The organism is Nonomuraea sp. NPDC049158 (assembly GCF_040648335.1).
Classification (GTDB): Bacteria; Actinomycetota; Actinomycetes; order Streptosporangiales; family Streptosporangiaceae; genus Nonomuraea.
Window position 1 is genome coordinate 53,610 of record NZ_JBEZDM010000004.1, and the last position, 26,752, is coordinate 80,361.

27 protein-coding genes, 1 tRNA gene and 2 pseudogenes are annotated in these 26,752 nt (G+C 68.0%); 13 read left to right on the forward strand and 17 right to left on the reverse strand.

Annotated elements, in window-relative coordinates; translation table 11 throughout:
* The first annotated feature begins 83 nt into the window (after positions 1-83).
* The gene (locus tag AB0B61_RS10565) at positions 84-602 is read left to right on the forward strand and encodes a universal stress protein (protein ID WP_358430540.1); all 519 of its coding nucleotides are present in this window, start codon (positions 84-86) and stop codon (positions 600-602) included.
* Between the two features lie 209 nt (positions 603-811).
* Here the strand turns inward: AB0B61_RS10565 and AB0B61_RS10570 are convergent, their stop codons facing one another.
* Positions 812-2,179 carry a PLP-dependent aminotransferase family protein gene (locus AB0B61_RS10570; protein ID WP_358430543.1) on the reverse strand — a complete coding sequence of 456 codons (1,368 nt, stop codon included), beginning with the start codon at positions 2,177-2,179 and terminating at the stop codon, positions 812-814.
* Positions 2,180-2,246: 67 nt separating this feature from the next.
* Here AB0B61_RS10570 and AB0B61_RS10575 point away from each other — a divergent pair, with 67 nt between their 5' ends.
* The 5 genes from AB0B61_RS10575 to AB0B61_RS10595 all read left to right on the forward strand — a co-directional run bounded on the left by AB0B61_RS10575 (position 2,247) and on the right by AB0B61_RS10595 (position 5,102).
* Entirely contained in the window at positions 2,247-2,696 is a 450-nt protein-coding gene (locus tag AB0B61_RS10575) for a carboxymuconolactone decarboxylase family protein (protein ID WP_358430545.1), read from the forward strand.
* A gap of 38 nt (positions 2,697-2,734) precedes the next feature.
* Positions 2,735-3,964: an MFS transporter gene (locus tag AB0B61_RS10580; RefSeq protein WP_358430548.1), complete on the forward strand. Its 1,230-nt coding sequence runs from the start codon at positions 2,735-2,737 to the stop codon at positions 3,962-3,964.
* Positions 3,965-4,150: 186 nt separating this feature from the next.
* Positions 4,151-4,270, forward strand: a complete 120-nt coding sequence (locus tag AB0B61_RS10585) for a DLW-39 family protein (protein ID WP_214635294.1) — start codon at positions 4,151-4,153, stop codon at positions 4,268-4,270.
* Positions 4,271-4,286: 16 nt separating this feature from the next.
* Positions 4,287-5,015, forward strand: coding sequence for an HAD-IA family hydrolase (locus tag AB0B61_RS10590; RefSeq protein ID WP_358430550.1), 729 nt, complete (start codon positions 4,287-4,289; stop codon positions 5,013-5,015).
* A 14-nt stretch (positions 5,016-5,029) separates the two neighbouring features.
* Positions 5,030-5,102: transfer RNA gene (locus AB0B61_RS10595), tRNA-Ala, on the forward strand.
* A gap of 424 nt (positions 5,103-5,526) precedes the next feature.
* Here the strand turns inward: AB0B61_RS10595 and AB0B61_RS10600 are convergent.
* The 10 genes and pseudogenes from AB0B61_RS10600 to AB0B61_RS10645 form a co-directional block, all read right to left on the reverse strand.
* On the reverse strand, positions 5,527-5,790 hold the full coding sequence (locus AB0B61_RS10600; RefSeq protein WP_358430552.1) for a hypothetical protein: 264 nt from the start codon (positions 5,788-5,790) through the stop codon (positions 5,527-5,529).
* Positions 5,783-6,136, reverse strand: a complete 354-nt coding sequence (locus AB0B61_RS10605; RefSeq protein WP_358430554.1) for a DUF6247 family protein — start codon at positions 6,134-6,136, stop codon at positions 5,783-5,785. The genes AB0B61_RS10600 and AB0B61_RS10605 overlap by 8 nt, the downstream gene beginning before the upstream one ends.
* A gap of 233 nt (positions 6,137-6,369) precedes the next feature.
* A pseudogene (locus AB0B61_RS10610) lies at positions 6,370-6,498 on the reverse strand (IS630 family transposase); the annotation flags it as partial.
* Between the two features lie 78 nt (positions 6,499-6,576).
* On the reverse strand, positions 6,577-7,725 hold the full coding sequence (locus AB0B61_RS10615; protein WP_358430556.1) for an FAD-dependent oxidoreductase: 1,149 nt from the start codon (positions 7,723-7,725) through the stop codon (positions 6,577-6,579).
* A 228-nt stretch (positions 7,726-7,953) separates the two neighbouring features.
* Positions 7,954-8,271 (reverse strand): hypothetical protein, encoded by a 318-nt coding sequence (locus AB0B61_RS10620; protein WP_358430558.1) that lies wholly within the window; start codon positions 8,269-8,271, stop codon positions 7,954-7,956.
* 2 nt (positions 8,272-8,273) lie between these two features.
* On the reverse strand, positions 8,274-8,498 hold the full coding sequence (locus AB0B61_RS10625; RefSeq protein ID WP_358430560.1) for an SDR family NAD(P)-dependent oxidoreductase: 225 nt from the start codon (positions 8,496-8,498) through the stop codon (positions 8,274-8,276).
* The gene (locus AB0B61_RS10630; RefSeq protein ID WP_358430562.1) at positions 8,482-9,336 is read right to left on the reverse strand and encodes an NAD(P)H-binding protein; all 855 of its coding nucleotides are present in this window, start codon (positions 9,334-9,336) and stop codon (positions 8,482-8,484) included. Before AB0B61_RS10630 ends, AB0B61_RS10625 begins: the two co-directional genes overlap by 17 nt.
* Positions 9,337-9,373: 37 nt before the next feature.
* Positions 9,374-10,213, reverse strand: coding sequence for an NAD(P)H-binding protein (locus tag AB0B61_RS10635; protein WP_358430564.1), 840 nt, complete (start codon positions 10,211-10,213; stop codon positions 9,374-9,376).
* A gap of 14 nt (positions 10,214-10,227) precedes the next feature.
* Complete coding sequence (locus AB0B61_RS10640; protein WP_358430567.1) at positions 10,228-11,973, reverse strand: FAD-dependent oxidoreductase; 1,746 nt, start codon at positions 11,971-11,973, stop codon at positions 10,228-10,230.
* Positions 11,957-13,348, reverse strand: coding sequence for an FAD-dependent oxidoreductase (locus AB0B61_RS10645; protein WP_358430569.1), 1,392 nt, complete (start codon positions 13,346-13,348; stop codon positions 11,957-11,959). Before AB0B61_RS10645 ends, AB0B61_RS10640 begins: the two co-directional genes overlap by 17 nt.
* Before the next feature lie 119 nt (positions 13,349-13,467).
* On the opposite strand from AB0B61_RS10645, the gene AB0B61_RS10650 reads away from it, so the two are divergent.
* The 4 genes from AB0B61_RS10650 (at position 13,468) to AB0B61_RS10665 (ending at position 16,356) form a co-directional block, all read left to right on the forward strand.
* Entirely contained in the window at positions 13,468-14,361 is an 894-nt protein-coding gene (locus AB0B61_RS10650; protein WP_358430572.1) for a LysR family transcriptional regulator, read from the forward strand.
* Positions 14,362-14,391: 30 nt separating this feature from the next.
* On the forward strand, positions 14,392-14,559 hold the full coding sequence (locus AB0B61_RS10655) for a hypothetical protein (RefSeq protein WP_358430575.1): 168 nt from the start codon (positions 14,392-14,394) through the stop codon (positions 14,557-14,559).
* Positions 14,560-14,663: 104 nt separating this feature from the next.
* On the forward strand, positions 14,664-14,942 hold the full coding sequence (locus AB0B61_RS10660) for a hypothetical protein (RefSeq protein WP_358430578.1): 279 nt from the start codon (positions 14,664-14,666) through the stop codon (positions 14,940-14,942).
* A 76-nt stretch (positions 14,943-15,018) separates the two neighbouring features.
* Positions 15,019-16,356, forward strand: a complete 1,338-nt coding sequence (locus AB0B61_RS10665; RefSeq protein WP_358430580.1) for a cytochrome b N-terminal domain-containing protein — start codon at positions 15,019-15,021, stop codon at positions 16,354-16,356.
* Between the two features lie 206 nt (positions 16,357-16,562).
* On the opposite strand, the gene AB0B61_RS10670 is transcribed toward AB0B61_RS10665, so the two are convergent.
* Complete coding sequence (locus tag AB0B61_RS10670) at positions 16,563-17,420, reverse strand: aminoglycoside phosphotransferase family protein (protein WP_358430582.1); 858 nt, start codon at positions 17,418-17,420, stop codon at positions 16,563-16,565.
* Between the two features lie 482 nt (positions 17,421-17,902).
* On the opposite strand from AB0B61_RS10670, the pseudogene AB0B61_RS10675 reads away from it, so the two are divergent.
* Positions 17,903-19,171 (forward strand): annotated as a pseudogene (locus AB0B61_RS10675) (BTAD domain-containing putative transcriptional regulator); the annotation flags it as partial.
* 1,689 nt (positions 19,172-20,860) lie between these two features.
* Here AB0B61_RS10675 and AB0B61_RS10680 read toward each other — a convergent pair.
* The 3 genes from AB0B61_RS10680 to AB0B61_RS10690 form a co-directional block, all read right to left on the reverse strand.
* On the reverse strand, positions 20,861-21,697 hold the full coding sequence (locus tag AB0B61_RS10680) for an ABC transporter permease (RefSeq protein ID WP_358430585.1): 837 nt from the start codon (positions 21,695-21,697) through the stop codon (positions 20,861-20,863).
* Positions 21,694-22,749 carry an ATP-binding cassette domain-containing protein gene (locus AB0B61_RS10685; RefSeq protein ID WP_358430587.1) on the reverse strand — a complete coding sequence of 352 codons (1,056 nt, stop codon included), beginning with the start codon at positions 22,747-22,749 and terminating at the stop codon, positions 21,694-21,696. Before AB0B61_RS10685 ends, AB0B61_RS10680 begins: the two co-directional genes overlap by 4 nt.
* Before the next feature lie 273 nt (positions 22,750-23,022).
* Positions 23,023-23,472 carry a nitroreductase family deazaflavin-dependent oxidoreductase gene (locus tag AB0B61_RS10690; protein ID WP_358430589.1) on the reverse strand — a complete coding sequence of 150 codons (450 nt, stop codon included), beginning with the start codon at positions 23,470-23,472 and terminating at the stop codon, positions 23,023-23,025.
* Positions 23,473-24,226: 754 nt separating this feature from the next.
* Between AB0B61_RS10690 and AB0B61_RS10695 the strand changes: the two genes are divergently transcribed.
* Entirely contained in the window at positions 24,227-24,565 is a 339-nt protein-coding gene (locus tag AB0B61_RS10695) for a MiAMP1 family antimicrobial peptide (RefSeq protein WP_358430591.1), read from the forward strand.
* 148 nt (positions 24,566-24,713) lie between these two features.
* Here the strand turns inward: AB0B61_RS10695 and AB0B61_RS10700 are convergent, their stop codons facing one another.
* Positions 24,714-25,247, reverse strand: coding sequence for an RICIN domain-containing protein (locus AB0B61_RS10700; RefSeq protein WP_358430593.1), 534 nt, complete (start codon positions 25,245-25,247; stop codon positions 24,714-24,716).
* A gap of 534 nt (positions 25,248-25,781) precedes the next feature.
* Here AB0B61_RS10700 and AB0B61_RS10705 point away from each other — a divergent pair.
* Positions 25,782-26,093, forward strand: coding sequence for an antibiotic biosynthesis monooxygenase (locus AB0B61_RS10705; protein ID WP_358430595.1), 312 nt, complete (start codon positions 25,782-25,784; stop codon positions 26,091-26,093).
* Positions 26,094-26,126: 33 nt separating this feature from the next.
* On the opposite strand, the gene AB0B61_RS10710 is transcribed toward AB0B61_RS10705, so the two are convergent.
* Positions 26,127-26,591 (reverse strand): hypothetical protein, encoded by a 465-nt coding sequence (locus AB0B61_RS10710; protein WP_358430596.1) that lies wholly within the window; start codon positions 26,589-26,591, stop codon positions 26,127-26,129.
* Positions 26,592-26,752: the final 161 nt, after the last annotated feature.

Below are 26,752 nucleotides of genomic sequence, written 5' to 3' on the forward strand. Positions count from 1 at the left end.
ACTCCAGAGTTCGCAAAGTGCCACCTCCCGGTAACCGGCACTGAGGCGCACTATGGTCGAGTACCTCTTCGAGGAGGGTCGCGGTGGATCAGGACCTGCCCGGCGGAGCGAGGCTGATCGTGGGAGTGGACGAGTCCCCGGCCGCGCGCTGGGCGCTGGCGTGGGCCATCGGGGCCGCGCGGCTGCATCGGATGGCGCTGATCGCCGTCCACGTCAGCCGGGCCCCGGTACATCCCTTCCCCGAGGCGCTGCCCGTGCAGCACGCCATGAAGGCAGGGGAGGAGGCGCGGTGCAACGAGGTGATCGCGGGCGTGTTCGACGACGTGGCCGGCGGGCTGCCCCCCGACCTCACCACGGCGGTGGTCGGCCGGGTCGGTGACCCCGGCTATCACCTCGTCGACCTGGCCCGTGAGGGTGACCTGCTGGTGCTGGGGCGGGGCAAGCGGGGGATGTTCAGCCGGTTGTTCCTGCCTTCGACGAGCATGTACTGCGCTCGGCACGCCAAGACGACGGTCGTGATCGTCCGGCAGCCGACACCGCCGGACGAGCCGCATCTGCCGGGGGAGCGCACGCGACGGTTCTGGAGCCGCAAGCACATCTAGCGGGGTCGGGTGTCCGTTCTTCCTCTCCCGGACTCTCCGACTCCCGGGGTCCCCGGATCCTCCGACCCCCCCGGATCCCCCGGGTCCTCGCCCCCCGAATCCCCGGCCCTCCGGGTCCCCCGATCCCTCAGGACCCGGATCCCCCGAAGGGGGTATCTCCCAATAAGGACCCCAGCCACCACAGACCGTCACAGGGATCGAGACGGTCGTTAGCCCAGGGCTTCCTTCAGGATGTTCAGGCCCTCCGGGATCTCGGCTTGCTGGATCGCGCCGTACCCCAGAACCAGGCCCTGCTGGGCGGGGCTCTCACCGCAGTAGGCGTCGAGCCGTTCCAGCGCAAGCCGGGGCTCCGGGCGTACGGACACCCCGGGGGAGAAGCGGGCGCACAGGTGAAGCCCCGCGACCGAGGGAACCAGACGCAGGCGGTCGTCGCCGGCGAGAGTGTCGACGACGAGGGCGTGCCGGGCGGCGTACTCGCGGGTGGCCTTCCTGATGTGCCTGGCCAGCAGCCCCTCGTCGATGAAGCGAGCCAGCGCGGCCTGCGTGGTCAGCTCGCCGTGGCTGTCGCTCAGTTGCCTGGCGGCGCGCAGCGCGGGCATGAGCGAAGCGGGGGCCACCAGGAAGCCGAGGCGCAACATGGGCAGCAGCGTCTTGGAGAACGAGCCGACATAGATGACCCGCCCCGCCCGGTCCAGGCTCTGGAGCGGCTCCAGCGGCCGGTCGCCGAAGCGGAACTCGCTGTCGTAGTCGTCCTCGACGATCACTCCGCGCCGCCGTTCCGCCCAGGCCAGCAGCGCGGCGCGGCGAGCCAGCGACATCGGGGTGCCGAGCGGGAACTGGTGGGACGGGGTGACGTACACCAGCCGAGCGGCGTTCGGGATGGCGGTCACGTCGATGCCTTCGCCGTCCACCGGAACCCCGGCCACGCGGGCGCCCAGCGAGCGGAACAGCCGGCGCGCGGGCGGGTAGCCCGGCTCTTCGACCGCCACGCAGGCGCCGGGGTCGATGAGCACCCGGCCGATGAGGTCGAGCGCCTGCTGGGCGCCGTTGGTGATCAGGACGTCGTCGGCGCCGGCTCGTACGGACCGGCTGATACCTATATGTCGTGCTATCGCATCCCTGAGGGCTTCGTGGCCGGCGGGGTCGGCATATCCGGCGAGGCCGGTGCGCAGCTCACGGGCCACCAGCCTGCGCCACGTCTCCATCGGGAACAGCCGGGGATCGGGCACGCCCACGCGGAAGTCGTACTCGTGGCCGGCGGTTGGTGCGTCGACAGCCATGGACCGCCAGATGGTGCGGGGCCGTACGACGCCCTGGGGTGCCGATCTGGCGCGTACCCGGTCCGCGGAGACGAACGTGCCCGCGCCCGCCCGGCCGACGAGGAAGCCGTCGGCCACCAGCCGGTCGTAGGCGACCGCGACCGTGTTCCTGGAGATCTCCAGCCGCCGGGCCAGCTCGCGGGTCGGCGGCAGGCGTTCGCCCGATCTGAGCCGTCCGTCGAGGATCGCGTTCAGCAGCTGCCGGTAGACCTGTGCGGCCAGGTCACCCCGGCCGTGAAGACTGATATGGACGTCCATCTTGGCCCACTCATTTACCCGAAAATTGGATCTTATATCAGGACAAGGTGGGTCTTAAGTTGGAGCCATGACACAGCGCATGAATCTCGGCGAACTCGCCGGAGAAGCCTACAAAGCCATGGCCGGCCTCGACCGTTACGTCAAGCACAGCACCCTGCCCGCACCCCTGCTGGAGCTGGTACGCCTGCGCGCCAGCCAGATCAACGGCTGCGTCTACTGCGTGGACATGCACAGCGGCGACGCCAAGCAGGCGGGCGAGAGCGACGTCAGGCTGCACGCCGTGGCCGTGTGGCAGGAGGCCCCCTTCTTCACCGACCAGGAACGCGCCGCCTTGGCCTTCACCGAGGCCGCCACCAGGCTCTCGACCGACGACATCACCGACGAGATCTGGCAGCGGGCCGCCGAACACTTCGACGACCAGGAACTCGCCGCCCTGGTGGTGGCCGTCGCCACGATCAACGCCTGGAACCGGATGGGCGTGGCCACCCGCATGACCCCCGAGTCGTACAAGGGCTGACCACCGGTGCCACTCGCTACCACGACAGGACCCGCACAATGACGACGACGGGACCCACTCCGGGACCCACGACGGCGAGCGGGCGATCGAGCAGGCGGCTCCTCGTACAGGCGCAGCTGGCGAACTCGATCGGCGACGGCGCCTACCTGGTCACCTCGGCGCTCTATTTCGCCAGGATCGTCGGCTTGTCGGCGACGGAGATCGGCTTAGGGCTCACGCTGGGCTGGGCCGTCGGCACTGTCGCGGGCGTCCCCTTCGGCCACCTGGCCGACCGCCGCGGGCCGCGCGGAGTGGCCGCCCTCCTGGCCCTGACAACGGCCGTCGCGGTCATGTCGTTCCTGTTCGTGCGGTCGTTCGCGCTGTTCGTACTGGCCGCCTGCCTGTACGGCACCGCGCAGACCGGCCTGTCCGCGGCCCGCCAGGCGCTGCTCGCCGGACTGATCGAGCCGGCCAAACGCACCGAGGTCCGAGCCGTACTCCAGTCCACGATCAACGGCGGCCTCGCGGTGGGCGCCGCTCTGGGCGGGTTCGCGCTGCATGTGGACACCCGGGAGGCGTACCTGACGGTGTTCGCGGTGGACGCCGTCAGCTTCCTGGTCGCCGCCCTCCTGCTGCTGCGGCTGCCCGCCGTCGCGCCGATCTCCGCCGCCGCCGGGCCGAAGCTGGCCGTGCTCAGGGACCGGCCGTACGCGCTGGTCACGCTGATCAACGCGGTCATGCTCTTCTACATGCCGCTGCTCAGCCTGATCGTCCCGCTCTGGATCGTCCAGCGCACCACGGCACCGACCTGGCTGGTCTCGGCCCTGCTCCTGGTGAACACGGTGAGCGTGCTGCTCTTCCAGGTACGGATCGCCCGGCGGGTCAGGGGTTTGGCCGACGCCTCCCGATCAGTGCGGTACGCGGGCCTGGTCATGCTGGCGGCCTGCGTGGTGTTCGCGATGTCGGCCATCGGCTCGTCGGCCTGGCTCGCCGGGCTGATCCTGCTCGCCGCGGCCGGGCTCCAGGCATACGGCGAGATGCTGCTCGGGGCGGGCTCCTGGGAGATCGGCTTCGCCCTGGCTCCGGCTGACAAGCAGGGCCAGTACCAGGGGTTCTTCGGGACCGGGATGGCGGTGGCCAGGATGCTCGGCCCGGTCGTCCTCACCACGCTCGTCCTCGGCGGGGGGACGCTGGGGTGGCTGCTGGTCGGTGGCCTGTTCGTGGCGGCCGGCGCCGCGATGGGCCCGGCTGTGAGCTGGGCCGCCCGCACCCGCTACGGTTTGACATGATCTACCTGGTGTCCGAGATGGGACGGCATAACCGGTCCCACCTGGGGTTGTTCATTCGTTCTTTGCACATCCGGTACATCTGGTTCGTGCACAACACAAGGACCGCAGCCATCCCTTGCTAGGCTGCATGTCAACCGTTGGGTCTCACCCCGGCAGGTGAGGCCGTCGAAGAAGTGGGGTCACACCGTGAAGAAGCTTGTCGTTCTGGCGCTGATCGCCCTTGGGGGGCTGCTGGTCTGGCGCAAGGTGCAGGCTGACCGCGCCGAGCTCGATCTCTGGACCGAGGCCACCGGCAGCGAGAACTAACCGACCTGGCGAGGCGATGAATGACGTCGTCCAGATAAAGCTGGCGTGCCTGGACCTGGCCGGCACAACAGTCGGAGACATCGCCATGGTCGAGCGGGCTTTCGCCGAGGCGATAGCCACTCAGGGCATCGTCCCCGGGACCGGCGCGTACGCGCGTGCCATGGTGCACGTGCACCGGTCCCGGGGCTGTCCCAAGATCGATGTCTTCCGAGGGATCTTCCCCGGCAACGAGGCCCAGGCTCAGGCGGCGAACCTGACGTTCGAGCGCTCATACGAGGGTGCGCTCGACCGAGCAGGTCTCGTCCCCATGCCCGGAGTCATCGAGGTCCTCGACAAGCTCCGCGGCTCCGGCCTGAAACTGGCCCTGATCACCGGCTTCAGCCGCGTCACCCTGAGCCGCGTCCTCAGCGTCCTCGGCTGGCACGACAAGATCGACCTCGCCATCTGCCCCGAAGACGCCGGCGGCCGCGGCCGCCCCTGGCCCGACATGGTCCTGCACGCCATACTCCGCCTCGGCATCGAGGACGTACGACAGGTGGCGGTCATCGGCGACTCGGAAAGCGACATGCTCTGCGGCCGCCGAGCCGGCGCCTCGGTCGTGGCCGGCGTGATGACCGGCGTCCACAGCCGGGAGCGACTCCTCAAGGGAGGCGCCACGCACATCCTGGACTCGATCGCCGACTTCCCTGGCTTGATCTTGAGCGAAGACCCGAGTAGGCAGCAGATGGGTGTCGAGGGCCGGTAAGCTATCTTCGTCGAGGGGCCTTAGCTCAGTTGGCAGAGCGCCTGCTTTGCAAGCAGGAAGTCAGGAGTTCGAATCTCCTAGGCTCCACTCTCTTCGTTGTAGGTGGGCTTGTTGCCACCCACCCCTTGCCCATCTGGGTGGTTAACCGTGGAAGCCCGCCCCGAGCGGTCCTCGCTGTCGCTCGGGCTGTTCTTCCTGGGGCGCCTTCGGCGCACAACGGTCTTCTCGATGGGGCGCTTCGCGCTGAGGGGCTCAGGCGCTTCTTCCAGTCGGGCCGAAGCCCCGACCCCTGGAGGACTTCGCTCCGCTCAGACACCTTATTTTCTTGACACGCAGGCTTCGCCTGCGCGTTCAACGTGGTCGTTTATATGGAGTGAACTGGAAGGTGCCTCCTGGCGCTGCGGTCCCAGTTCTAGGAAAGCCAAACTTGGTAGGTCAAGTGACTAGATGACAGTGGTCTAAGGCTGACTGACAGACGCTGCCACTCGTCATCATTTGCCACAATCACGCGTCAATCTATCCAGGTAACGCGAACGATCAGCGCAAGGCGCAGATGCTCCGCGACGATGAAGTGGAGGAACCCGCGGCCGCCGAACAGATCGAGCGTTCGAAGACCTCCCCCATGCAACGGGCCTCTACCGGCGCGGACCGCATCCCTCCCAAGAACTGCGAGTTGGTCAGCAAGCCGCTCAACCTCAAGGACGACTGTCGGCGGGAGCCCGGCAATGACATGCTCGGCGTCGGGGTTGTACTCCCAGGTCCAGGCGTCACTCACCGACGACCTCTCGGCGCGCGGATGCCGTGATCTCATTGATTTCGGCCAAGGCCGAGTCCAACTTGACTCTGTCGGTCGCGGTGGCGACCTCTGTCTCCAACGCGTGCAGGCGGGCCGCTCGGGCGGGATAGCGCTGAATCGCCACGAACTCACCCCATTGCTGCAAGAAGTTCTGCAGAGGTGCCACCGTGCTCTGTCGCGCCGCCTGCTCTGTCGCCTGGTCGAGGTGGTCGACAAACTGGCTGAGGTAGGCCGGAGCGATCTGGGCAACTGCTGCCCTGAGGGCGGCTGTGGTCAGTGGCGGCTGAGGGATCAGCGACTCGCTGTCTTGATGCGGGGTGGACATCGTTGGCCTCCAAGCTGTTACACCTCCACGCTACCGATACAACTGAACCCTTATCGACCTTGGAACCGCAGGTTAAAGGCCCTGTGTCGGGCGTCCGGCGTCCTCGTGTCGCTGGCGGCGTATTCCGGAGCGCGTAATCGTCAGGATAGACCTCTGCTGGATGTCGAGTCCGGTCTTCGGCTCAGGCGACACCACCGTGCCGCCGGACGATCGGCGCCCGGAAGTCATGACTTGTAGGTGACGCCGTGGGCGCGGTGGTAGGTGGCCGGCAGCCGGTCCGGCTCGCCCTGCGCTGCCCAGCCCGTCCCGGCGGTGGGACGAATGCCGAGCGGGCCGAACTCGTCGAAGGCGAAGGTGCGCTCGGGCGCACTGCCGAGGATGCGGTACGCCACGGAGAACTACAGGTTCTGGAGAATGTCCATCGATCCCCTTGGAGGCGATCATGCCATACGGGTCGCACGGCCGCCCTTGAGGGACAGCGGCAGCTGGGCCCAGCGCTTGAGGATCGCAAACTCCTTCCAGGGGCTGCTGCTGACCGTCTCCTTGTAGAAGACCGCCCACTTGCCCTTGAGGTAGAACCGGGCGGGCGTGTCGTCGGCGTGGGTGAACTGGATGACGGCGTCGCGGCGGCCCAGAGACACGGGCTGGTGCACGTAGCGGAAGCGGAACGGCCTGGGCTCCTTGCCCCGCACCTCACGCGCGAGCGAGGCGGCGGCGTGGGTGCCGGTCGGGATGCCGCTCTGGCACGTCCCATGGATCATGCCGTATTTCTGGCGGATCGCCGCGGCGTCGCCGATCGCGTAGATCTCGGGGTGGGAGACCGAACGCAACGCGGCGTCGACCACGATCCGGCCCCGCCCGTCGACCTCGAGCCCGGCCTCGGCGGGCAGCGGCGACACCTTCACACCGGTTGTCCACAGGACCGCGTCAGCGGCGACGAGTTCGCCGCCGTCCAGCTCCACCGCTTCCGGCATCACCTCGGTCACGGACACGCCGGTCCGCACCTCGACGCCGAGCCGGTCGAGCCCGGCCAGCAGGTAGGTACGCGCCTTCGCGCCCATCATCGCTCCGAGCTCGCCTCGGCTGAGCAGGACGACCCGCACGGACGGGTGCTGCTCGGCGATCTCGGCCGCGGCCTCGATCCCGGTCAGGCCGCCCCCGCCGACGACGACGGTCGCGCCCGCCACCAGGCGGGAGGTGAGACGGGCGGCCTGGTCCGCGCTGTTCAGCGTGACCGCGTGTTCGGCCACGCCCGGCACCATGCCGGTGTCGGCGAGGCTGCCGAGCGCGCAGACGAGCTTGTCGTACTCCAGCGAGCGGCCGTCGGCGAGAGTCACCCGGCGGGCGCCGGCGTCGATCGCGGTCACCCGGCCTTGGACGAACTCGACGCCCGTGCCTTTGAGCATCTCCGGGATTCGCAGATCGGCAAGCTCCTGCCCGGTGGCGACCTGGTGCAGCCGCAGCCGCTCGGTGAAGCGGGTGCTCGGGTTCACCAGGGTCACGCGGACGTTCTCGCCGCGGGTGCGGCGCGCGACGGCGGCCACGGCGGTCATTCCGGCGTATCCCGCTCCGAGAATCAGGATGTTCATGGCTGATGTCCTTGTCAGTTGTAGCGGGTCCGCCGGTGCGGCGGACCCGCTGGTTGGTAGCCGTCCGGCGGGTGAGCACTTGTGTGTCCTGGACTTCGAGTCCCGATGAAAGACAGTGCCCCTGCTGGTTGGCCGGGAGAGTTGATCGCTTCGGGGATGTCGTGGCCCGCCGACGGTGTTGGCGTGACCAGCACCCGGTCGACGAAGACCAGAGTCAGATCAGGCTTCTCAGCCGACCCGACCATGCGCCTCCACCGAAAGGTCCTGCCAGTCGTCCCAGGTCTTGAGCCGGTCGGCATAGGCCTGCTGGATCATCGGATAGAAGCCCTGACCGAAGAGCACCCGCAGGGGCGGCTTGTCGGCGTCGACAATCTTGAGGAGTGCTTGGGGTGCGGCGGCCGGGTCGCCGGCGGGCAGCTTGCCCGCGACCCCAGCGAGTGCCCGGAGCAGACCGTCGTAGAGCGGGTTGGGCTTGGTCTTGTAGCCGTTGTTGAGCGGATTCGGGTTCTTGCCGGACCTGGTGGCGAAGCCGCCGGGCTCGACCATGGTCACCTTGATGCCGAAGCCGGCAACAGCTCCTCGATCGCACCGAACTGGGCGTAGCCGGCGTTGTTCACGATGACGTCGAGCCGGCCGAAGTGCTCCTTGGCCCGCTTCATGCTCGCGAAGACGGCGACCTTGTCCGTGACGGCCATCTCGAGTGGGAGGACCGCGTCGCCGTAGGTGGCGACCAGGTCGTCGAAGCCTGCGGTGTACTCATGATGTCTTTCCATTGCTGAAGGCGTATGCGTTGTCGCGTGCCCAGTCGGCGAAGGTGAGTGCGGGTCGGCCCAACAGCTCTTCCACGGTGGCGGTGGTGGGGCCCGGCTGGACGGCGTAGTCGGCCAGGGAGCCGAGCAGGCGGGCCGGGACCTCTTCGGGCAACCCTTGCGCGAGCATGCCCTGCCGTACCTGATCGGGCGGGAGCTCCTGGAACGACAGCGACCGCCCGATGGCGGCGCCGATGAGGCGCACCTTCTCGAACTGGTCGAGTGACTGCGGCCCGGTCAGCGTGTAGACCTTTCCCGCGTGGGCGCTGGTACGGAGCGCTTGTACGGCGACGGCCGCGATGTCGATTTCGTGGATCGGTGAGCTGGCGGCTCGGCCGTACGCGCCTCGCGCCACATCACTGGCCTTCAGCTGGGGCGCCCAGGCCAGGGCGTTGGCGGCGAAGTCGGACAGGCGCAACACCGTCCAGTGCAGGCCAGAGCTCATGACGAGGTCCTCGGCGAGCTTGAACTGGGCGGCGAAGCGGGCTTCCCCGGCTGGATACTCCACGGTGGTGGCCGACAGCAGCACCGCACGCCGCACGCCCTGCTTGACGGCCAGCTTCAGCAGGTCGCCCAGGCCGGGGCCGGTGGCACGCGGGCTGATCTGGATGGCTTCCACTCCTTCCAGCGCCGGCTCGAGCCACTGGGGATGGAACAGGTCTCCGCTGACGGATCGCACGCCATCAGGAAGCTTGGCCTCGGCGGGACCGCGGGTGACCGCGGTGACGGTGGTGTCGTCGTGGAGCAGCTGGTTCATCACCTGGCGTCCCACGACGCCGTTGGCTCCGGTGATCAGGATCATGGCGGTTGTCTCTTTCAGTCGATAGGTGGACACAGCGTCAGGCCGGCGCCGGGCCGAAGTCCTGCGCGCGGGAGGCGACCCACTGGGCGTAGGTGAAGGCCGGCCGTCCGGTGATCTCCTCGATCGTCGCCAGGACCGGTGCGGTCTTGCCGTCCCAGGCGGCGAGTCCGGTGATCATGTCGTCGATCACGGGGGCGGGCATGCCGTGGTGGAGCATCTGTTCCCGGAACAGCAGGTGAGGCAGTTCCTCGAAGCGCAGCGGTCGCCCGATCGTCTCGGCGATGATCCGTACACGGTCGATCCCTGTCAGCGACTGTGGCCCGGTGAGCAGGAAGGACTCGCCCACGCGCTCATCGAGGAGTGCCCGCACGGACACGGCGGCGATGTCGCGCGGGTCGACCGGGGCCACGGCGGCGTTGCCGTACACGCCGCGGACGACGTCGCCGGCCTTGATCTGCGGTGCCCAGGCCAGGTCATTGGTCGTGAAGAAGCCAGGGCGGACGAATGTCCACGCCAGCCCGGAGGCGGCGACGGCCTGTTCCAGGCTCAGGTGCTGTTCGCCGATCCACGAAGGTGTGGTGTACGTGATCGCCGCGGAGGACAGCAGGACGACGTGCTGCAGGTCGGACAGCCGGGCCGCGTCGAGGAAGGCGTCGAGCCCGGTGAAGACGGGGAACAGGAATGCCCGCTCCACGCTGTCCAGCGCCTCCGACAGGGTGTCCGGCTGGGTGAGGTCGCCGGGCACGACCTCGACTTGCTCGGGGAAGGAATGGCCGCCGGGGTTGCGGGTGATGACGCGGACCTTCTCGCCGGCGTCGAGCAACTGGATGACGACGTGGGATCCGACGTTTCCGGTGGCGCCGGTTACCAGGATCATGGTTGCGATCTCCTCTATTCGGTGAGTCGACCCGTCGGGTCGAGGTCGGGGGTGAGCGCGGCCAGGCGGGCGAGCTCGGGGGCGGGTTCGGGCAAGGCGCGGCTGCCGACCAGGAGTTCGCGCTCGTCCATCGAGACTTCGAGGGTCTTGGTCAGCGTTTCGTCCAGCTCCGGGTAGTCGCTGCGGTTGTGGCAGCCCCTGGTCTCTCTGCGAGCGATGGCCCCCAGAACGGTCGCCTTGGCCACGAGCAGCGACGCCTGCAGGTCGAGCAGGTGGGCGAGGTCCTCGTGGCCTTCGGCGGTGGGGGACACGTCCACCTGCTGTGCCTGTTCGGTCAGCGCCTCGATGCCGGTGAGCGCCTGCTTGAGCCCGTCCTCGTCGCGGACCACGCCACAGCGCTCCCACATGAGGTCGCGCAGGTCGCGCTGGAGCGGACGGGCGAACTCGGCGCCGCGCCTGATCAGCGAGGCAAGCCGTTCGTCGGCGGCGGCCATGACGGTGGCGGGACGGCGGATGGTGGTCCTGTCCCTGGCCCAGGCGGCGGCTGCTTGGCCGGCGCGGCGGCCGAAGACGATGGTTTCGGCCAGGGAGTTGCCGCCGAGGCGGTTCGCGCCGTGGACTCCGGCGGTGACCTCGCCGGCGGCGTACAGGCCGGTCAGGTCGGTGGCGGTGGTCTCTGCGTCGACGACCACGCCGCCCATGGAGTAGTGGGCGGTGGGGGCGACTTCCATGGGGGTGGTGGAGATGTCGAGCAGCTGGTGGTCCAGGAACTGGCGGTACATGCGTGGCAGCCGTTCCAGGATCAGGGCCTTGTCCTGATGGGAGATGTCCAGGAAGATCCCGCCGTGCGGTCCGCCCCTGCCTTCGGTGATCTCGGTGTAGCAGGCCAGGGCGACCCGGTCGCGAGTGGAGAGTTCCAGGCGTTCGGGGTCGTAGGCGGCCATGAAGCGTTCGCCGTTGGCGTTGTAGAGCCGTCCGCCCTCGCCGCGCACCGCCTCGGTGACCAGGGTGCCGGCGATCTCTTCTGGATGGGTCATGCCGGAGGGGTGGAACTGCACCAGCTCCAGGTCGGCCAGTCGGCAGCCGGCGCGCAGGGCCAGGCTCATGCCGTCGCCGGTGTTCTCGTCGCGGCGTGAGGAACTGCGCCGCCACATCCGGGTGTGCCCGCCCGCGGCCAGCACCACGGCGTCGGCGTAGATCGCGGTCCTGGTCCCGGTGTCCAGGTCGAAGCCGAAGGCGCCGAAGCATTCGCCGTCGGCGTGCAGCAGCTCCGTGACGTAGAAGCGTTCCCGCATGGGGATGCCTTCGCTCTTGCGCGCGAGGGTCTGGAGTACGGCACGGCCGGTCCAGTCGCCGGCGAAGCAGGTGCGCCGATAGGTGTGCGCGCCGAAGAACCGCTGGTCCAGGCGGCCGTCGGGGAGCCGGGAGAAGGGGGCGCCCCAGTCGGTGAGCTCGCCAACCGCATCCGGTGCCTCGCGGACCAGGATCTCGATCATCGCGGGGTCGCCGAGGCCGTAGCCTTCCTTGAAGGTGTCGGCGAAGTGCTGTTGCCAGCTGTCCTGCGGATCCCTGGTGCCCAGCACGGCGTTGATGCCCCCGGCGGCGAGCACGGTGTGGGCGTCCGTTCGGGCGCGCTTGCCCACGACGAGCACCTCGCAACCGGCGTCGGCAGCGGCGATCGCCGCCCGTAATCCGGCCGCGCCGGAGCCGATGACCAGGACGTTCACGGCGTGGATCTGGATGTCAGTGGTGATGGGCATAGAAGTCTCCAGCGATGGAAAGGGGGGTGGCCGCTTCGGCGTGCTCACCCTGTGACGAGCGGGTCGGGTACAGCCGCCGGGGGAGCTCAGGGTCGGGGTTGTCCAGCGGTACGGCGTCCCCTCTGACCAGGCCCAGTTGCACGACCTGGCGCGGCAGCACCGCGTCCAGCAGCCAGTCGGCGGCGACCCTGATCCGGTTGCCCGGCATGACGTACAGGTGGTAGCCCCGGGTGACCAGCTTCGCGGCCACTCCGGAAAGCGGCACGCCCAGCGGGTCCGCCGCGGCTTGCCAGCCGCCGAGGTCGACGAGGAAGCCCAGTAGCCGATGCCGGTACGGCTTGGCGCCCCGGCCCAGTCCGAGCGAGGCAGCGACGTTGCGGGCCACGGCCGCGCCGTGCCGTTCGGCGTGCTGCCCTGTCATCGGGGTGACCTCGCCCGGACCGGCCAGGTCGGGCACTGCGGCCGCGTCGCCGGCCGCGTAGATCTCCGGGTGGCCGCTCACCGCCATGAACTCGTCTGTCTGGATCCTGCCGTCCACCGTGGGCAGGCCGAACGAGTCGATGACCGGATCGGGACGGACGCCCGTCGTCCAGACGATGGTCCTGGCCGAGACGAACTCGCCATCGCTGAGCAGCACTCCGTCCGGCGCGGCCTTGCGCACTGTGGTGCCCAGCCGCACCTCGGCTCCGCGCCTGCGCAGGACCCGCTCGGCGGTTCTGCCCAGGGAAGGGCGCAGTTCGGGCAGGACGCGGTCGTCGTACTGCACGACGATCCAGCGCACCGGCACGCCGGCCAAGCTCCGGTACTTGCGCTGCAGAGACCGGGTGAACAACTGCCCGACAGCGGCCGTCTCGGTGCCTGTATAGCCCGCTCCGACCACGACGAAGGTCAGCCGGGCCCGCCGCTCCTCCGGGTCTTCGGCGACGGCGGCCAGCTCGACCTGCCGGATGATGTGGTCGCGCAGGTAGAGGGCTTCGGGCAGACCCTTCAGGCCGTGGCTGTAGGTCTGGCTGCCCTGGATCGGCAGGACCTTGTTCACCGCGCCCACGCTGACGATCAGCCGGTCGTAGCCGACCTGCCCCGATCGGCCCTCGGAGTCGACGTAGCGGACCTCTCGCTGATCGGCGTCCAGGCCGGTGACGGTGCCGGGCAGCAACCGGGTGTGCGGCAGCGCAGCGGCGAGGGACACCGCGACATGGCGCGGGTGCACGATCCCGGCCACCACATCCGGCAGCAAGGGCTGGTAGAGCATGAAACCGGTCGGGTTCACCAGGGTGACGTCGATCTCTCGCCGGTGCTTGCGGTTCAGAACCCGTGCGGCGTTGTAACCGGCGAACCCGCCGCCGATGATCACGACTCGTGATCGGTGCGTCATGGAGTCTCTCCTCAGTCCGCTTGATGACGGCTCTCCAAATGGTGGATTTTTGGGCGATCCGGATCAACGACGCAGTTCGCTATGCTCCGGTAAGCGCGACTTACCAATAGAGGGCGGACGTGGAACTTCGTGACATTGAGATCTTCCTGACGCTCGCCGAAGAGCTGCACTTCGGGCGAACCGCCGAGCGCTTACGCATCACCCACGCGCGGGTCAGTCAGGTGATCAAGCAACAGGAGCGGAAGATCGGCGCCGAGCTGTTCTACCGGACCAGCCGCAGCGTACGACTGACGCCGATCGGCGAGCAGCTCAGAGATGATCTCCGGCCGGTCTACCGGGAGCTGCACGAGAGCGTCAGACGAGCCAGCCTGGCCGCCGAGGGCAAGACCGGCGTGCTGCGCATCGGCATGATCCCCAGCTTCGCCTACGACCTGCGACCGTTCTGGGACGCTTTCCGCGCCCTGCATCCCCAGTGGGGCCTGCAGATCCGGCACAACCTCTTCATCGAGCCGTTCAAACCACTCCGCAGCGGCTCGATCGACGCCCTGATCAGCTGGTTTCCCGTCGAGGAGCCGGACCTCGTTGCCGGCCCCGTCATCTGGACCGAACCCCGGGCCCTGATGGTGGCCGCCGACCACGAACTGGTCGAGCGTGGATCGGCCAGCCTCGAAGCACTTGCCCATTACGGAGTCTGCGGGCCCTCGATCACCCTGCCCGACTACTGGGAAGACGTCGCGGTGCCCTTCAGCACCCCCAAGGGCCGCACCGTCACGCGCACCGCGCCGATCACCACCTGGGACGAAATGGCCACGCTGATCGCCGACGGCCAAGTCGTTCAGCCCGTTCACTGGCACGCCATCCGCTACAACGCCCGCCCCGACATCGCCTACCTGCCCCTCCGGGACGCCCGCCCCATCAGCTGGGGCCTGGTCTGGCGGTCGGACGCGGAGACCCCTGCCATCCGCGCTCTCGCCCAGGTTTTCCGAGACCTGGGCGCGCTCACTTACGACTGAGCTGGGCACCCAAGGGTGTGATCCCTTTGGGTGCATCCCTGCAGCGAACCCCAAGTGCCGATGGTGGCGCTCTGGCCGGGCGCGGGCGGTCTCTCTCGATGGCTCGCTGACCACGGCGTGTTCGGGTTGTCGAGCACGTTGCCCGATTACTGGGAGGAGTCAGCGGTCCCCTACCTCGCCATGCACACCTTCACGTAGCAGGATCCTGTTCCGGCGGTAAGCCAGGCTTACCAGTGCATGGCGTGATCCGTCGTTGATCCTCATGGCCCCCAAAACCCACGATGGGCGGTATGCGATCAACGATGGAAACCCTTCGCCGTGACTTCGGCGGTGACCCGATCCGCCGGCTGGGCACAGTGATCGACGACGACCTCGCGCTGCGCCCCTACGCCAACACGCTCGTGGAGGGCCTGGCACCGCCACCCGGCATCCGGTTGGTCACGCGGAGCGCCTTGGTCGACAGGGAATCGTCCAGCGCGGTCTTTCGGATCCTTGCCGAAGTGGGCGCATTGGAGCGGTCGCCGTACATCGCCGTGCGCAGCGCCGGCGGCGCGGTGTCGCGCATCGCCGGGCCGAGGTGATGGTCGTGACGACCGTCGCGGGTCCGCAGCCGATCGTCGAAGCCGCCTTCCCTGCCCCGCAACCGCCGGTCCACGCATGAAGGGCCCGCGGGCCCGGCCGGTGCGGCCGGGCGGCCGGACGGACCACTGGTCGTTCCTGTTCGGCCAGATCGCGATCCACAGCCTGATCGTGCTCATCATCACCGGAGTCTTCCTGGCCTTCCTGTACGACCCCGACACAACCCAAGTGATCTACCGGGGCGCCTACATCCCGCTGCGCGGAGTGCCGGTCAGCCGCGCCTTCGACTCCACGATGGAGACCAGCCTGGAGGTACGCGGAGGCCTGCTGCTGCGGCAGATCCACCACTGGGCCACGCTGATCCTCGTCGCCGCCATCTGCCTGCACCTGCTGCGGCTGTTCTTCACCGGCGCCTTCCGCCGCCCCCGCGGCCTGAACTGGCTGATCTGGGTCGGCCTGTTCCTCCTGGCGATCGCCGCGGGCGTGACCGGTGGCATCCTGCCCGACGACATGCTCTCCGGCGGCAGCCTCGCGCTGATCCAGGGCGTGACCCAGTCCATCCCCCTCATCGGCACCTACCTGACCGGTCTGCTGTTCGGCGGCGCCGTCCCCGGCGATCAGGTCATCGGACTGTTCTACTGGCTGCACGTGCTGATCATCCCGGTGCTCATGTACGAGCTGCTGGTGGTCAGACGCTGGCTGCTGCACAGACACGGTCGTACCCACTATCCGGCCGCCACCGCGCTGCCGCAGCTCAGCTCGCTGGCGTTGTTCTTCGTCACCTGCGCCATGCTCACACTGCTGGGCACCGTCGTGCAGATCAACCCCATATGGCTATACGGCCCGGCCAACCCGGGCATCACCAGCGCGGGCGCCGTACCCGACTGGTACATGGGCTTCCTGGACGGCGCCCTGCGCATCATGCCCGCCTGGGAACCCGTCGCCTTCGGCCACCCACTCTCCCTGTCGATCCTCATCCCCGCTCTCATGGTGCCGGGCACCTTTTTCACCGTCCTGGCGGCTTATCCGCTCATCGAACGCAGGCTCACCGGTGACCGTACGCTCCACCACGTCCTGGACCGGCCCCGCGAGGCGGCTGTCCGGACCGCGCTCGGCGCGGCGGGCATGACCTTCTTCGGCCTGCTGTGGGCGGCGGCGGCCAACGACCAGATTGCCCGCGAGTTCGACTTGTCACTTTTCGCCGTGACCTGGTTCTTCCGCATCGCGGTCCTCGCCGGTCCCGTCGTGGCCTTCGAGGTCACCCGGCGTCTGTGCCTGGCCCTGCAGGCACAGGAGCGGGAAGAACGCGCGCACGGCATCGAGACCGGCATCATCCGCCGCTCGCCCCGTGGCGGATACACCGAGACGATCACCGCGCCCCCTGCGCAGGGACGAATCCCTGCAAGCCAACCCTGAGGAGACGACTGAGTGTCACCAAAGATGGGCTTGATCCGGTTCGACGGACATCTGAGGTCAGGGGTTCGTCCCGTAGCTGAGCTTTTATCGACAATGGATCAGTGCGAGGACCGTGGGTGCACGCTGGCCGACTCTGGACGACTGGCCCGCGAGCTGACCAAGATCGCCGACAAGCCCCTCACCGAGCTGCCGGAGACGCCGTCCGCTCACATGGTGACGAGCCAGGCACCGTGTCGGTCGCTGAGTTCTTGACCCGTGAGGTCGATGCGTCCGAGGTCGCGGTAGTTCGGCACCCAGTCCACCACGTTGCCGTGGGAGCGCTGGAGGGCGAACAGGTCCCAAAGCTCCCGATGCGGTACGCGTACCCCGGCGGCGTCCTCGTAGGCGAGGAGGAAAGCGTCGGCGACGTGCGCGCCGTAGAGCAACACCAGGTCCAGGCGGCACCAGCCGACATCGAATCCGCGGGGTGCGAGCGAGGCCCCCGACCAGTCGACGACCCCCGTGAGTTCGCCGTCCTCCCACAGCACGTTGCCCGACCAATAGTCGAAATGCGTGAGCACCCTCGGCTCGACGGCGAGGTCGGCCCATCGCTCCCGCACAGGACCGTCGGCCCGGCTCGCGATGCGGGGGATGTCGTCGATGACATCGCGGAATCCCGCCATTCTCGCAAGAGGTGCGGCGTGGATGCGGGCGAGCGCGCGTCCCAGCCGCTCGGCCCACGGGAGCGAATCGGCAGGCATGATGTCCGCTCGCCCCGGCAGCCGCGAGATCAGGACGGCAGGCTCGCCGAACCGCTCGCCCGACGGATCGGCGTCGAGCAGACGTGGCGCGAGGCCGCCCAGTCCGTCGAGCGCGGTCAGCACGTGTGCCTCGCGGTTCGCCGCGTCATCCCCGTCGGCGTACCGTCTCATGACCAGCTCGAAGTCGGGGTCAGCCATCCGGATCAGATGCGTGCCGGCATGAGTACCGCCGGCGAGTGCGCGTACCTCTCGCACGGTCGCGTTGGTTCCGGCTATGCGCGCGGCCCAGGCGAGCGCGGCTGCGGATGGCTGAATGTCGGGCATCGCGCCAGCCTGACCGATTCGGAGAGGGGCAGCAAGGCATTTCGGTCGTACGGGGTTGAGCCACCGCCCATCCGAAACCCGACTTCTTCGAGTTCGTTGCCGAGGAGGGCGTGGAGCCGTGGTGGGAGGGCTCATGAAAGACATCCCAGGAGTTTGACGGTGAAGCCGTAGCACGCGGCCTTGAGTACAGGACGTGGAGATACTCGCGGTCACGCCGCTCACGTCTGACTCGTCCGTAAGCTGAGGGTGTGTCCCCCGCTCTGGTCCTGCTCGACGGCGTCCGCTGGCAGGGTGTGCCGGTAATCGGCGATCGTGCGCAGACCCTGCTGTCCATGCTCGCCATGCACGGGCGTGCAGGGGTCAGTGACGAGCGCCTGGTCGAGGAGCTGTGGCCCGACGAGGTGCCGGCAAATCCGACGAAGGCGCTGCAGGTGGTCGTCTCGCGGACCAGGGCGGCGACCCGTGCCGATGTCGTGGTGCGGATGTCGCGTGGTTACCGGCTTGGGCTGGCCGCCGATCAGGTGGACGCGCTGTTGGTCGGCGCGCTGGTGAAGGAGGCGCGGGCCGCACTGGGCGAGGACGACGTGGCGCTCGCGCGTCGCCGCGCCGAAGAGGCCATGGCTCTCGTGGCCGGCGGCTCGGATGGTGCCACGGGCGCGCTCGCTGAGCTGAGGGGCTCGGATGGTGACACGGGCGCGCTTGCTGAGCTGAGGGGCGTGGCAGCGAAGTGGGTGGCCGAGGCCCGGCGCGTGGCGGCGATCGCGCGGGGCCGGAGCGGCGCTCACGAGGCCGCGCTGCCGCTGCTGGAGGAGGCCGCGGCCGATTGGCCGCACGACGAGGAGTTGCTGGTCCGCCTGCTACGGAGCGAGGCCGCCGTACGAGGTGCCGCCGCCGCTCTGGAGCGTTACGAGCGGTATCGCGCGGGCCTGGCGGCGCGGCTCGGCACCGGACCAGGGCCTGAGCTCGCCCGCGTGTACGCCGAACTCCTCGTCGCCGATCGGCCGGTACGTGAGGGCATCTTGTTCGACGGTTCCTCGTTGCTCGGCCGCGACGGCGACATCCGTGCGGTGCACGCCCTGTTACCGACCAACCGGGTGGTATCCATCATCGGCCCTGGTGGGCTGGGCAAGACGCGGCTGGCTCATGTCGTCGGCAGAGACGTCGCGCAGCCCGTCGCTCACTTCGTCGAGCTCGTCGGCGTCTCCTCGCCGGAGGGCGTGGTGGCCGAGGTGGGCTCGGCGCTCGGAGTTCGGGACTCGGTCAGCGGGCGTCGTGTCCTGACCGCCGAGCAGCGCTCCGACGTTCGCGCCCGGATCGCCCAACATCTCGACCAGGCCCCGGCGCTGCTGATCCTGGACAACTGCGAGCACGTGATCGAGGCCGTCGCCGATCTGGTGGCTTTCCTGACCGTGACGACCCGCGACCTGCGGGTGCTCATCACCTCGCGCGCCCCCTTGTCGATCCCCGCCGAACGCGTCTACCTGCTCGGCGAGCTGCCCACGGGCGACGCGGTGGAGTTGTTCCGCCAGCGCGCCACGGCCGCCCGACCGGGTGTGCGGATCGACGAGGGAGCGGTCGAGGAGGTCGTCGCCCGCCTCGACGGGCTGCCGCTCGCGATCGAGCTGGCCGCGGCCAAAGTGCGGGTGATGTCGGTGGAGGAGATCGCGCGGCGCCTGGCGGACCGGTTCGCTCTGCTGCGCGGGGGGAACCGTACGGCCCCCGACCGGCACCAGACGCTGCTCGCGGTCATCGACTGGTCGTGGAATCTGCTGGAGGAGCCAGAACGACGGGCGTTGCGGTGGCTGTCGCTGTTCGGCGATGGTTTCACGCTGGCGACGGCCGAGCACGTACTCGGCCCGGACGCCCTGCGCGCCGTGGACGCGCTGACCGAGCAGTCGATGCTGAGCGTCCGCGAGACGACGTACGGCCTCCGTTACCGGATGCTGGAGACCGTCAGGGAGTTCGGGCGGATGCGGCTGAAGGAGACCGGCGAGGAGGCGCCCGCCCGGGCGGCGCAGCGGGCCTGGGCGACGGCGTACGCCCTCGAACATGCCTTCGCGCTGTTCAGCCCGGCGCAGTTCGCGGCGGCCGACGCGTTGCACGCCGAGGAGGGCAACCTCGCCGAACTGCTCCGGCAGGCTCTCAGCGAGCCCGATCCCGTCACGATGGTCCAGCTGCTGGTCGGCGTCGGCGGGCTGTGGTCGCTCCGTGGTGACCACTCCCGGGTGTTCGTTCACCGGGACGCGATCGCCCAGGTGATCACCGGCTGGGTGCCGCCGCCGTACCTCGTCGAGGTGGCCAGGGGCGCCATACTGATCACGCTCGCGAACATCATGATCGTCACCGACCGTAGCGGCGATCCGCTGCGCGATCTCCTCCGTACGCTGCCCACCAGTGACACGACGGATCCGCGTCTGGCGGCGATGGCCACGGTGGTGCTCGCGTGCGACGCGCCCGATGGCGCCGACGTACGCCGCCGGCTGGCGGAGTTGTGCCGGAGCGTCGACCGTGACGTGGCCTTGGCGGCGATGCAGACGAACGTCCACGTCTTGGAGAACGCGGGAGACGTGACCGGGGCGATCGAGGCCGCCGAGCGAACCCTGACGATGCTCCGCGAGGACGAGGGGCCGTGGTACGCCGCGATCATGCACGCCCTGCTGGCCCACCTGGTCATGCAGCTCGGCGATCGCCGGCGGGCGGTCGGACACGCGCGGATGGCCATCCCGGTGCTGAGCCGGCTCGGCGCCACGGACGATGAAAGCCAGCTCCGCTCGCTGCTGCTGATCTCCGCGCTCGCCGAGGGCGACCTCGACACCGCGGCGGCCGAGCTCGCCGAGCTCACCCGGATCAACGACAACGAGGCAGTGCTCGGCGGGGCGGAGATCGTCTCGTTGTGCGCGGCCGAGCTCGCCCTCGCCCGCGGCGAGACGACCGCCGCGCTCGCGGAATACCGCCTGGCCGTCCAGCGGGCGCGCGCCCTGCGCCTGCCCGGTGTGCCGCACAGCGAATTCATGCCGTGGACGATGATGGCGGAGTCGGTCACCCTGACGGCGTACGCGTACCACGCCTCGCCGGAGGACGTTCAGTACGGCGAGGACCTGTTCTCCACCGCCCGGGGCTACGACCTGCTGACCGCGGAAAACCCCATCCTCGACTACCCGATGTGCGGCTCGATGCTCTTCGGGCTCGGCGCCTGGGGGCTGCTGCGGGGAGCCATGGCCCCCCGCGACGCGATCAGGTTGCTGGTGCTGGCCGAGCGGTTCGCGTACAGCGGCAACATGCCCAGCATGACCTTTGAGCGGATCGAACCGTACGCGGAGCGGGCCGAGCCCGGACTGCTCGCAGCCGTGCGGGCCGAGTACGGCGATCGACGCGGCCCCGACCTGCTCGAAGAGGCGCGCGGTCTCTTGGAGCAGGTCTCCGGCCGTGACGGGCGCAGGTCACATGTGCCGCTTGTAGCTGCGTACCGACAGCGGCGCGAAGATCGCGATGACGATCAGGCACGCCAGGAGCGTCCAAGCCACCTCCGCGCTGACGATGGCGCTGTTGGCGAGGTCGCGGGCGGCCGTGACCAGATGTGAGACCGGGTTGATCCGTACGAACGCGGCCAGCCAGCCGGGCAGGGTCTCGACGGGGACGAACGCGTTCGACAGGAAGGTCAGCGGGAACAAGATCATCATAGAGATGCTCTGGACGGCCTGGGCGCTCCGGGCGATCGTGCCGACCCAGGTGAAGACCCAGGCCAGAGACCAGCCCGTGATGATCGCCAGCAGGATCGCGGCGAGCACGCCGCCCGCTCCGCCGCCCGGGCGGTAGCCCATCACCAGGCCCATGCCGAAGGTCAGAGTGGCCGCGATCATGTAGCGCAGCAGGTCGGCCACCATGGGGCCGGCGAGCGGCGCGATCCGGGCGATCGGCAGCGACTTGAACCGGTCGAACACGCCCTTCTCCATGTCCTCGCGGAGCTGCGTGCCCGTGGCCATGCACGTCGTCAGTACGGTCTGGGCGAGGATGCCGGGGATCATCAGGGGGAGGTAGCTCTCCACGTCGCCGGCGATGGCGCCACCGAAGATGAAGGCGAACATCGCGGTGAACAGGATGGGCTGCAGCGCCACGTCGAAGAACTGCTCCGGGTTGCGGCGCATCTTCTTGAGCGCCCGCCACGCCATCGTCAGGGTCTGGACGATCGTCTCCCCCATGGAGACGCGCCGCCGGGCGGCCGCCACGCGGTCGGCGGCCCGGACCGCCTCGCGGGTGGGTGCGGTCATGGTGCTCATCGGTTCTCCTTTGTGCCGGTCTCGTCCGTTCCTGTCTGGTCCGTCCCTGTCCGGTCGTCCCTGTCCGTCTCGTGGCCGGTGAGGGCGAGGAACACCTCGTCCAGGCTGGGCTTGGCCACGCTCACCGAGGAGATCGACACCCCGGCGGTACGCAGTGCGATCAGTACGTCCGCGGCCAGGTCGGCCTGGTCCAGGGCGACGTTGAGGTGGCCCCGCTCCGGGCTGAGTACCGGATCGGAGCCGAGGACGCGCCGTACGACCTCCACAGCGGCGGGTACCTCGCCCGGCTCGGCCAGCAGCAACTGGAGTGTGGAGTTGCCGACCGCGGTCTTCAGCTCGTCGGGCGTGCCCTCGGCGACTTTGCGGCCATGGTCGATGACGGCGACACGATCGGCGAGCTGATCGGCCTCGTCCAGATATTGCGTGGTCAGCAGTACTGTGCAGCCCTCAGCGACCAGACCGCGGATGGTGTCCCACATCTGACCACGAGTGCGCGGATCGAGACCGGTGGTCGGCTCGTCGAGGAAGATCAGCGGCGGCCTGGTGATCAGGCTGGCCGCCAGGTCGAGGCGCCGGCGCATGCCACCGGAGAACTGCGCGATCGGTCGGTCAGCGGCCTCCTCCAGGCCGAACTGGCCCAGCAATTCGACGGCGATGCGCCGGGCGCGCGACGCGGCGATGCCCTGCAGACGGCTGAAGAGCCAGAGGTTCTCGCGGGCGGTCAGGTTCTCGTCGACCGACGCGTACTGTCCGGTGACGCCGACCAGCTGGCGGATCATGTGCGGGTTGCCGGCCACGTCGACCCCGAAGATCTCGGCACGGCCCGCGTCGATCTTCAACAGGGTGGCCAGCATCCGCAGCATGGTGGTCTTGCCGGCGCCGTTCGGGCCGAGGACGCCGAAGATCTCACCGGGGCGTACGTCCAGGTCGATCCCGTCGACGGCACGGTGCCCGCCGAACGTCTTGGCAAGCCCTTCCGCACGTACGGCCAGATCGATTCCTCCGCCGGAGGCCGGACCGCCCCCGGTACGTCCGAGTTCTGTGATGCTCATGGCTTCACTCTCGGCGGCGCCGGTTTCACGGCGCCCTCGGCCGGTTTCACCGGTTGCCGTACAGCAGCCCGGTAAATGGGGCGCTTAGCGCTGAGCGGCTCAGGCGCCTTCTTCCAGTCGGGCCGCAGCCCCGCCCCTGGAGGCATTCGCTTCGCTCAGCCGCCTTATCTTCTTAGCCGCAGGCTTCGCCTGCGCCTTCTATCTGATGACGGTTAGCTGGAAAGTGCCTCCCAGGCCGGTCACATGCTCATGCGTTCCGGTCTCTATGGCCGATCAGTTCCCGGCCGCCGTCTCCAGCACGAAGACGGGGATCAGCCGATCGGTCTTCTCCTGGTATTCGGCGTACGGCGGATACGCGGCGACCCCGCGCTCCCACCACTCGGCCTTCTCATCCCCGGTGATCTCACGAGCCGTCATGGCCTGGCGTACGGACCCGTCCTGGAGTTCCACGTGCGGGTCGGCCTTCATGTTGAAGTACCAGACCGGGTGACTCGGGAAACCGCCCTTCGAGGCCACGGCCGCGTACCGTCCCTCGTGCTCCACACGCATCAGCGGGATCTTGCGGATGTTGCCGCTCTTCGCGCCGCGCATCGTGAGAATGACGACGGGCAGTCCCGTGTCCCGGAGCGTCGTTCCCTGCGTGCCGTCCGAGCTCTCATACAGCTCGACCTGTTCGCGCACCCACTGCGCCGGGTTCGGCTCGTACTCGCCCTCGAGAGGCATTGTGTCCACCCCATCATCGGCTACGGATGAGTTTCAACGTCACGGTCGGCCCAGCCGTCTGACTCATGCCGATCTTCCCAGCTCAGTCGATCATGGGCAAGGTCCGCTGCCGCCTGACCTGCAGAGATCAAGAGTTTCTGGTCGGAGAGGTATACCGCGGTGCGTGGTTGACGAGTGGGACGTCTACATCGTCGACGAGGTGCGCGAATGGATCGAGCAACGCGACGACGCGACACGTAAGCGTGTCGTGCAAGCGATCGACCTGCTTGTCGACGGAGGGCCAGGTCTGAGGCGACCGTCTTACGCGATCACACGCCATCAGTCGTCAGCTGCTGTGCGAGCAGAGCAACCACAGGCGGTGACTGTCCTCGGGTTCCGAGCGGGAAGCCGGGAGTTCGAACCTCCTAGGCCCCACTACACGCCAAAGGCGTCTCGTGCGGCAGGCATCCCCTCCTCATCACCGCCATTGTCGCCGAGCTGTCCCACATGGTGGCTTTACGGCCAGTTGTTACGTGTGGTGTAGGTGGGATGCAAGTGACGATCAAGAGCCGGTCCATATGTTCCTCTCGTTAGGAAATGAAAAGGAAGGTCCCATGCCCCGCTCCTACGGCGAGTCCAAGCTCGTCGTCCGCTACCGAGCCGGTCTACGGCTGCGGCGTTCGGGCTCTCTGCCCGCGCGAGTGGTGAGTGTCATCGGACTTCTCTCCTCAAAGTGACATTTGGCAATCAGTTGCGACGCATTCGGAGGATCGCTGTGAAGAGCATCAAGAGAATCGCCCTCGTCTCCGCTATCTCCGCCTCCCTGGTCGCAGTCATGGGCGGTGCCGCCAACGCCTCGATGTCCGCGGACACCGGCTCGACGTACGTGGCCTACGAAGGGCCGGGCTTCACCGGCCAGACACAGGTCATCGACAAGTGCGGCACGACCAACCTCCGCTACCGCGGGTCGTACAAGTGGTACGGCTCCGGCCAGTCCGGCCGAATGCACAACCAGATCAACAACAGAGGGCCGGTGCACTTCGTGCTGCCCAGCAACGGCAACGCGAAGCAGGGGACGGGCGTCGGCTGGAAGAGCATCTTCGTGGTGTGCTGACGCCCACTTCTTGACGCGGCGGCCTCCGTTGATGCCCTGCGGTACATGGGAACGTGCCGGGTGTGACCAGAGATCAGGACGTTCAGGATCAGGACGTTCGGGATCAGGACGTTCGGGATCAGGACGTTCGGGATCAGGACGTTCAGGATCAGGACAAGGTGTCCTTGACCGCGATCTGGCCATCCTCGACGACGAACTTCTGGTTGGTGTTGTTGGGGTCGCACTGCCACAGGTACACCTGGATGCCGTTGCCGCGTCCGTTGGTGGCGTCCAGGCATAGGCGGTTGCCTGAGTTGAGGGTGGACTTGAGGATGATCTGGCCGCCCTGGATGACCCAGAGCTGGTTAGCGTTACTTAGGCACTGCCACTGGTAGACCCGGGTGCCGTTGGTTCGGCCGTTGGAGGAGTCCAGGCACATCATCTGGCTCGTGCCGACGGTGTCTTCCACCTTGATGAGGCCGTCCTCGACGACGAACTTCTGGTTGGTGTTGTTGGAGTCGCACTGCCACTGGTACATCAAGGTGCCGTTGCCACGGTAGTTGCTGACGTCGACGCACATGGCGGTCCCGACCGGGATGGTGCGGCTGGCGGACTCTTGACCAGCGGCCACCGCGGGCAGAGCGGTGACCGCGCTCATGGTGGCGGAGATGACGGCGGCGGTCAGCAGATGGCGAGCAAGCATGGGTGCCTCCAGAAGAGTTGATCAAGACTCGAGCACCATGTCACAACTGAAAGTAGTTGATCAATCACCGTCCGCACAAAGCTCCGTGCGTCGCGATGTGATGCCCGCCAGAGGCTCGACGGTTTCCACGGACGCGCCCTCTACGAGCTGAACTGGTCTTCCCGAGCAGGTCCGCGGCTGGAGCGTCTTCTTGAACTCCTCCGCTATCCGTGGGATGCGGTCGCGGAACGTCCCGGCCAGTCCGCGGTGAGGCACGCCTTCTTCGGAGACGACGGCCAAGGGATGGCGGATGCCGTTCGGGTCGGAACAGTCAGAGCTCAAGCATCATCAGGATTTCGTCGCGATCGTCGCCGCGCGCGAGCCGCAGCGGCCTAGGCCCGCTGGCGCGCGGTCAAGGCACCCCACCTCGTCGCCCTCGTCCGCACCCGGGGCGCGGTTCCAAACTGATCGAGCGGGAACCCATCGAGGGGCGTCAAGGTGGCCTGAGGCAAGGCCCAGCCGCCGCGGCAGACAAGAAAAGGTCAGGTGGAGCGCATGATCGCGCGGATGTGGCGGGGATGGGCCTCAACAGCGACAGCCGACGACTACCAGCACCACTACGAATCCGAGGTAGCCGAGCACCTTCAGCACATCGCCGGCTTCTGCGGTGCCCGCCTGCTACGTCGCCACGACGGCGACGAAGTGATGTTCACCTCGATCACCTTCTTCACCAGCATGGACGACGTGCGCGTCTTCGCCGGACAGGACCCTGAGCAGGCCGTCGTCGAAGACACGGCCCGCCGCGCTCTGACCCGGTGGGACGAACGCGTTACTCACCACGAGGTCACAGTGGATCTCCGACCGTGAGCGACGCAATCTGACCCAATCTTGCGTAAGTACTTAGGCCCAAAACTGGATCTTGTATAGCTCGATCCGGGCGATTGCGTGGGGGAAGCCGGGCTCCTGTTCGGTCCGAAGGACCTTGGTGGATAACCGTGTGGACCAGGTGGTATCGCCTCGCCCCAGATCGAACTCCATATGGTGTGAATGGCCATCCGTCCAAGCTCCGACACCGATCAGTTCGGATTTCAGCGAGAGCTGGCCAGTCCACAGCTCTTCCCAATCATCCACAGGTGGCGGTCCGTCCCACCGCTCGAACCGGTTGTGGACCGTATGTAAGTCGTCATCGAAATAAGCCGTTTGGATGATGAGCCCGTCGTGCCCCGCTGCGATCCTGCCGTCCGGTGGTTCCATCTCCCCGTCGACCGCCGAGCCGACTAATTGGCCGTCGATAACGCTGGCGATGGCGAAGAGACGGTATTCGGGTTTCACCTCGTCCGTGAGTGAGCGAAGAAGGCTGCTCATAGTCACTCTCTTTCCCAGTCCATGCCATCAGAGCCAAGCCGATCCCACCGCCCAAGGCCGCTACCCATGATCGGGAAGCGGCCTTTTCAATCTTGTACAGCTGCAAAGTCCATGTCCGCATCACATGACAACTCAACCGTTGCGTGAATGGCTCAGTGACA

Bases quoted from the DNA above. Each gene is read 5' to 3' on its own strand.
- AB0B61_RS10570 (WP_358430543.1), bottom strand. From the start codon at position 2,179: ATGGACGTCCATATCAGTCTTCACGGCCGGGGTGACCTGGCCGCACAG.
- AB0B61_RS10575 (WP_358430545.1), top strand. From the start codon at position 2,247: ATGACACAGCGCATGAATCTCGGCGAACTCGCCGGAGAAGCCTACAAA.
- AB0B61_RS10580 (WP_358430548.1), top strand. From the start codon at position 2,735: ATGACGACGACGGGACCCACTCCGGGACCCACGACGGCGAGCGGGCGA.
- AB0B61_RS10590 (WP_358430550.1), top strand. From the start codon at position 4,287: ATGAATGACGTCGTCCAGATAAAGCTGGCGTGCCTGGACCTGGCCGGC.
- AB0B61_RS10605 (WP_358430554.1), bottom strand. From the start codon at position 6,136: ATGTCCACCCCGCATCAAGACAGCGAGTCGCTGATCCCTCAGCCGCCA.
- AB0B61_RS10615 (WP_358430556.1), bottom strand. From the start codon at position 7,725: ATGAACATCCTGATTCTCGGAGCGGGATACGCCGGAATGACCGCCGTG.
- AB0B61_RS10620 (WP_358430558.1), bottom strand. From the start codon at position 8,271: ATGGTCGAGCCCGGCGGCTTCGCCACCAGGTCCGGCAAGAACCCGAAT.
- AB0B61_RS10625 (WP_358430560.1), bottom strand. From the start codon at position 8,498: ATGGAAAGACATCATGAGTACACCGCAGGCTTCGACGACCTGGTCGCC.
- AB0B61_RS10630 (WP_358430562.1), bottom strand. From the start codon at position 9,336: ATGATCCTGATCACCGGAGCCAACGGCGTCGTGGGACGCCAGGTGATG.
- AB0B61_RS10635 (WP_358430564.1), bottom strand. From the start codon at position 10,213: ATGATCCTGGTAACCGGCGCCACCGGAAACGTCGGATCCCACGTCGTC.
- AB0B61_RS10640 (WP_358430567.1), bottom strand. From the start codon at position 11,973: ATGCCCATCACCACTGACATCCAGATCCACGCCGTGAACGTCCTGGTC.
- AB0B61_RS10645 (WP_358430569.1), bottom strand. From the start codon at position 13,348: ATGACGCACCGATCACGAGTCGTGATCATCGGCGGCGGGTTCGCCGGT.
- AB0B61_RS10660 (WP_358430578.1), top strand. From the start codon at position 14,664: ATGGAAACCCTTCGCCGTGACTTCGGCGGTGACCCGATCCGCCGGCTG.
- AB0B61_RS10665 (WP_358430580.1), top strand. From the start codon at position 15,019: ATGAAGGGCCCGCGGGCCCGGCCGGTGCGGCCGGGCGGCCGGACGGAC.
- AB0B61_RS10670 (WP_358430582.1), bottom strand. From the start codon at position 17,420: ATGCCCGACATTCAGCCATCCGCAGCCGCGCTCGCCTGGGCCGCGCGC.
- AB0B61_RS10680 (WP_358430585.1), bottom strand. From the start codon at position 21,697: ATGAGCACCATGACCGCACCCACCCGCGAGGCGGTCCGGGCCGCCGAC.
- AB0B61_RS10685 (WP_358430587.1), bottom strand. From the start codon at position 22,749: ATGAGCATCACAGAACTCGGACGTACCGGGGGCGGTCCGGCCTCCGGC.
- AB0B61_RS10690 (WP_358430589.1), bottom strand. From the start codon at position 23,472: ATGCCTCTCGAGGGCGAGTACGAGCCGAACCCGGCGCAGTGGGTGCGC.
- AB0B61_RS10700 (WP_358430593.1), bottom strand. From the start codon at position 25,247: ATGCTTGCTCGCCATCTGCTGACCGCCGCCGTCATCTCCGCCACCATG.
- AB0B61_RS10705 (WP_358430595.1), top strand. From the start codon at position 25,782: ATGATCGCGCGGATGTGGCGGGGATGGGCCTCAACAGCGACAGCCGAC.
- AB0B61_RS10710 (WP_358430596.1), bottom strand. From the start codon at position 26,591: ATGAGCAGCCTTCTTCGCTCACTCACGGACGAGGTGAAACCCGAATAC.